General features: G+C 77.6%; 7 protein-coding genes. All 7 read right to left on the reverse strand.

Annotated features, from left to right (window positions below; translation table 11 throughout):
- A partial coding sequence (locus ACIWVC_RS22055) for a complex I subunit 5 family protein (protein WP_396454501.1) occupies positions 1-1638 on the reverse strand: 1638 nt, incomplete at its 3' end.
- A complete protein-coding gene (locus ACIWVC_RS22060; protein ID WP_396454502.1) occupies positions 1635-1988 on the reverse strand; it encodes a sodium:proton antiporter in 354 nt (117 codons plus the stop codon). The genes ACIWVC_RS22055 and ACIWVC_RS22060, both read right to left, overlap by 4 nt.
- On the reverse strand, positions 1985-2725 hold the full coding sequence (locus ACIWVC_RS22065) for a Na(+)/H(+) antiporter subunit B (protein ID WP_396454503.1): 741 nt from the start codon (positions 2723-2725) through the stop codon (positions 1985-1987). The genes ACIWVC_RS22060 and ACIWVC_RS22065 overlap by 4 nt, the downstream gene beginning before the upstream one ends.
- Positions 2722-3210 carry a Na(+)/H(+) antiporter subunit B gene (locus ACIWVC_RS22070; protein WP_396454504.1) on the reverse strand — a complete coding sequence of 163 codons (489 nt, stop codon included), beginning with the start codon at positions 3208-3210 and terminating at the stop codon, positions 2722-2724. The genes ACIWVC_RS22065 and ACIWVC_RS22070 overlap by 4 nt, the downstream gene beginning before the upstream one ends.
- Before the next feature lie 6 nt (positions 3211-3216).
- On the reverse strand, positions 3217-3510 hold the full coding sequence (locus tag ACIWVC_RS22075) for a monovalent cation/H(+) antiporter subunit G (RefSeq protein WP_396454505.1): 294 nt from the start codon (positions 3508-3510) through the stop codon (positions 3217-3219).
- Between the two features lie 49 nt (positions 3511-3559).
- Positions 3560-3826, reverse strand: coding sequence for a monovalent cation/H+ antiporter complex subunit F (locus tag ACIWVC_RS22080; RefSeq protein ID WP_396454506.1), 267 nt, complete (start codon positions 3824-3826; stop codon positions 3560-3562).
- The coding region (locus tag ACIWVC_RS22085) for a hypothetical protein (protein WP_396454507.1) at positions 3823-4457 on the reverse strand (635 nt) is incomplete at its 5' end. The genes ACIWVC_RS22080 and ACIWVC_RS22085, both read right to left, overlap by 4 nt.

Raw genomic sequence — 4457 nt, forward strand, 5'->3', positions numbered from 1 at the left:
GGCGGGGCGGCGGACGCCGGCGGCGGCGGCGACCGCCGCGGCCAGCAGCAGCGTGACGGCGACCCCGGCCAGGCCGGGCGCGGTCCACGGGTCGGCGGGCGGCGCGTGCGGGTGCGCCGCGTGCCCGTCCAGGACCAGCCCGGCATAGGCGTCCCGGCTCGCGAACACGTGCGCGGCGGCCGAGACCGGGCCGCCCGGCAGCAGCCCCGCGGCCAGCCCGGCCGCCAGCAGCACCGCCCCGGGCAGGCTCATCGTCCAGGGCACCGACGCCAGCCCGCCGGGCGTCTCGGGGTCCTCGTGCCCGCTCTGCCCGCCCGTCCCGGCGTCCTGCTCGGTGGGGGTGCCGCGCCACACGGTGAGCCACACCCGCAGGACGGCCCCGGCGGTGAGCGCGGACGCGGCGGCCGACAGCGGCGCGTACCACCACCAGCCCAGCTCCAGGACGGCGTGCTCGGTGACCGAATGCCCGGCGAACAGCCCCGACGGCGGCAGCCCGGCCAGGCACAGCGCCCCCACCAGGAACGTCAGGCCGGTGACGGGCATGCCGCGGCCGCGGCCGCGCAGCTCGCGCGCGTCGACGGTCTGGTGCCGGTTCAGCAGCACCCCGGCCGCCAGGAACAGCGCGCCCTTCACCCCGGCGTGCCCGGCCAGGTAGTAGGCCGTGCCGCCCAGCGCGCCGGGGGTGCCGGCTGCGACGCCGACCAGCAGGATCCCGACATGGCTGACGGTGGAGTAGGCCAGCAGCCGCTTGATGTGGTGCTGCAGCAGGCACATCACGGCGCCCAGCAGCGCGGCGGCGGCGCCGAGCACGGCGACGGCGCGCAGCGGGACCAGCCCGGCGAACATCGCCCAGTACGTCCGCGCCACCCCGTACACGCCGAGCTCGACCATCACGCCGGAGAACAGCGCGCACACCGGGGTGGGGGCGACGGCGTGGGCGTCGGCGAGCCAGAAGTGGAAGGGGACCGAGGCGGCCTTGACCAGGTAGCCGGTGCAGATCAGCACGAACGCGGCGGTGACGAGGGCGCCGCCGTGCCCGGCCCCGCCGCCGAGGTGCCGTCCGGCGGCGGCCAGGCCGAGCTGCCCGGTGCGCCCGTACACCAGCGCGACGCCGGCCAGGGACAGGTACGCGCCGATCGACTGGACGATCCCGAAGTTCAGGGCGCCGTGGACGGTGGCGGGCTCCTCGGAGCGGTACCCGGTCAGCGCGAACGCCACGACGCTCATCAGCTCGAAGAACACGAACGCGTCGAACAGGTCCCCGGTGTACACGAACCCGCACATCGAGGCCAGGAACAGCAGGATCAGCGCGTGGAAGATCGCCTGGATCTCGGTGAAGTACCGCCAGGAGAACACCAGCGCCGCCAGGGTGAGGGCGGCGGTGGCGCAGGCCAGGCCGGCGGCGAGCGGGTCGGCGACCAGGGGGATGCCCACGCCGGTGCCCGGCCCCCATCCGCCGAGCGAGGTGACCTGCGGGTCGCGGCCGGAGCGGGCCAGGGTCAGCGCGGTCAGGACGGTGACGGCGGCGGCGGTGAGCAGCGCGGCGGCGTCCACGGCCGGCCGCGGCAGCCACCGCCCGGCGGCGGCCAGCAGCGCCGCGGCCAGGACCGGCAGCGCCACCGTGGCCTGCAGGATCACGATTCGAGGGAGCGCAGCGCGCCCGGGTCCAGGCTGCCGCGCCGCCTGGCGACCTGCACGGCCAGGGCGAGCAGCAGCGCGGTGACGGTGGCGCCGACGACGATGTCGGTGAGGGCCATGGCCTGCACGACGGGGTCGGTGACGGGCCGCCCGGCGGGCGGCGGCGGCCGGTCGGAGAACACCGGCGCGGTGGCGTCGTAGCGGTGGCCGATGGCCAGCAGCAGCACGTAGGTGCCGGACTGGGTGACCGACAGGCACACCACGGCGTGGATGAGGTCGCGGCTGGTGACGATCCCGTAGATGCCGACGAGCATGATCCAGCCGGCGGTCAGGTAGGGGAGCAGGCTCACGCGGCCTCCTTCGGCCCGCCGCCACCGCCCCCGCCACCGCCGGGGCGGGTGTCGTGGACCAGGAGGGCCTGGTCGAAGAACTTGCCCAGGAGCAGGACCAGGGCGCAGCCGACCTCGGCGCCCACGGCGGTGTTCAGCGCGGGGATGCGGCCGGTGGCGGCCTGCCCGGCGGCGGCCAGGACCAGCAGCACGAACGCCGCGGCGGCCACCGCCTCGGCCGACTCCAGCAGCGGGACGGGACGCAGCCGCTGCAGCGCGGGGTAGTCCCCGGCGAGGTAGAGCAGGTGGACGGCGGTGCCCAGGACGACGCCGCCCTGGAACCCGCCGCCGGGGGACTGGTGGCCGTGTGCGACCAGGTAGACCCCGACCAGCAGGGTGAGGGGCAGCAGCAGGTACCCGACGATGCGCAGCGCGTCCGGCACCTCGGCCGGTCCGTGCCGGTGGGAGCCGCCGTCCTCCTCCCGTTCGCGGCCCACGGGGCGCAGCAGCACGACGGCGGCCAGCGCCGCCGACAGCAGGATCAGCTCCTCGCCGAGGGTGTCGAACGCGCGCTGGTCGAAGGTGACCGACGCGACGGCGTTGGGGGTGCCCTGCCGGACGGCCTGGCCGACGGCGCGGTCGGCGTAGGGGTGCAGGGCGCTCCCGAAGCGGGGCAGGCCGAGGGTTCCGGCGGTGAACAGCGCGGCGGTGCCGGCGGCTCCGGCGGCGAACAGCAGGGTGCGGGCGGGCGGCCTCACCGCGGCGCCTCCCGCTCCCCGGGGCCGCGCCCCGCCCCGCCGGCCTCCGTGCCCGCCCCGCTGCCGGTTCCGGTGCCGCGGCCGGGGTCGCGCTCGTTCTCGCCGCCGCCGGTGTCGCGGTAGCGGCGGGTGGTGTGCAGGGCGAGCACGACGATGAGCGGGAGCAGCACGGTGCCGACCCCGATCTGGGACATGGCGACGTCGGGCGCCTGCAGGATGAGGAACAGCAGGCCCAGGACCATCCCGTAGCCCGACAGCACGATCGCCTGCCGGACGGTGCTGCGGGTCAGCACGACCGCCGTGGCCATGAGCGCGGTCATGGCCAGCGCGGCGCCGATGAGCGCGTCGGCGAGCGGCCCCGACAGCGCGTCCAGCGCGGCGTGGCCCGCGACGGAGGACGGGATGGAGGACGGGATGGAGGACGGGATGGAGGACGGGATGGAGGACGCGGCGGAGGACACGGCGGGAGGTACGGCGGGGGTCACGGCGGTTCACTCCGATCTGCCGGCGGCGCGTTCGACGGCCTGCCCGGCGGTGAGCACCGCGGGCGGGCCGGTCGCGGCGAGCAGCGCGGCGATGACGGCGAGCTTGGCGACGTCGTGCCAGGACGACCAGGGCCGCAGCGCCGTCCCGGCGATCAGCAGCGGCGCGGCCAGGGCGGTGACGGGCGCGACGGTGTGCAGGCGGGCGGCCGCGCCGCGGGTGAAGGGCAGCCGCAGCGCTGCGGCGACGGCGACGGCGGCGCCCGCCCAGGTCAGCACGTCGGCGAGCAGGTCGAGGCTCATCGGGGGTCCTCCTCCGCGGCGCGTCTCACGGGCGGTTTCACGGGCGGTCTCACAGGGTCCGGCTCAGGAACCGGGCGAACACCAGCGACCCGGCGAACGACAGCAGCGCCAGCACCAGCGCCACGTCCAGGTAGGCGGGCCGCCCGTAGGCTGCGGCCAGCAGCACCAGCACGAGGGTGACCAGCGGGCCGGTGACGATGAGCCCGGCGAGCCGCCCGGCGGGGCGGCCGCGCAGCTGGGCCAGCAGGGCGGGCAGCAGCCCGCCGAGCATGACGGCCAGGGCGGGCAGCGCGGTGTTCACCGCGTCGGTCGTCACGGCACCTCCCCGTCGGCGTCCCGGACAGGGCCGCCGATGAGCCCGGCGGCGCGCAGCCGCCGCTCGAACGGGGACGGGCGGGGGGTGAGGCGGTGCACGCGCACCAGGTTCCGCCCGGGGTCGACACCGCCGACGTAGGTGCCGGGCGACGCCGACATCAGCAGGGTGGCGGCGCCGCGGCGAGCGGGATCGGGCGCGACGGCCAGGGGCGTCCAGTCCCCGCCGGCGGCTCCGCGCACGGTGATGCGGGCGATGTCGGCGGTGATCTGGACGGGCAGCAGCGCGAGAGGGCCGGCGAGACGGGCGAGCGGCACGGGCCGCCGGCCGGGAGCGGCGCCGCCGGCGGGCTCGCCGGTGGGCCTGTCGGTGGGCTCGCCGGTGGGCTCGTCGGTGAGCAGGGCGCGGCGCCCGGCCACCGCGGCGGCGGCGCAGGCCGCGGCGGCCGCCGCCCCGACGGTGATCTCGGTGACGGAGATCGTGGACGCCAGCCCCAGGTAGACGGCGGTCAGCGCCGCCCACCACGCCAGCGGCTCGGCGGCCCCGCGGACGGCCCCGCGGACGGCACGGCGGACGGCGCGGCGGACGGCGGCATGTGCGGGTGGCGGCGCGCGGCGCGTGTGCGGGCGGTCCC

It is taken from the genome of Actinomadura sp., from assembly GCF_044508335.1.
Classification (GTDB): domain Bacteria; phylum Actinomycetota; class Actinomycetes; order Streptosporangiales; family Streptosporangiaceae; genus Spirillospora.

Bases quoted from the DNA above. Each gene is read 5' to 3' on its own strand.
- ACIWVC_RS22075 (WP_396454505.1), bottom strand. From the start codon at position 3,510: ATGAGCCTCGACCTGCTCGCCGACGTGCTGACCTGGGCGGGCGCCGCC.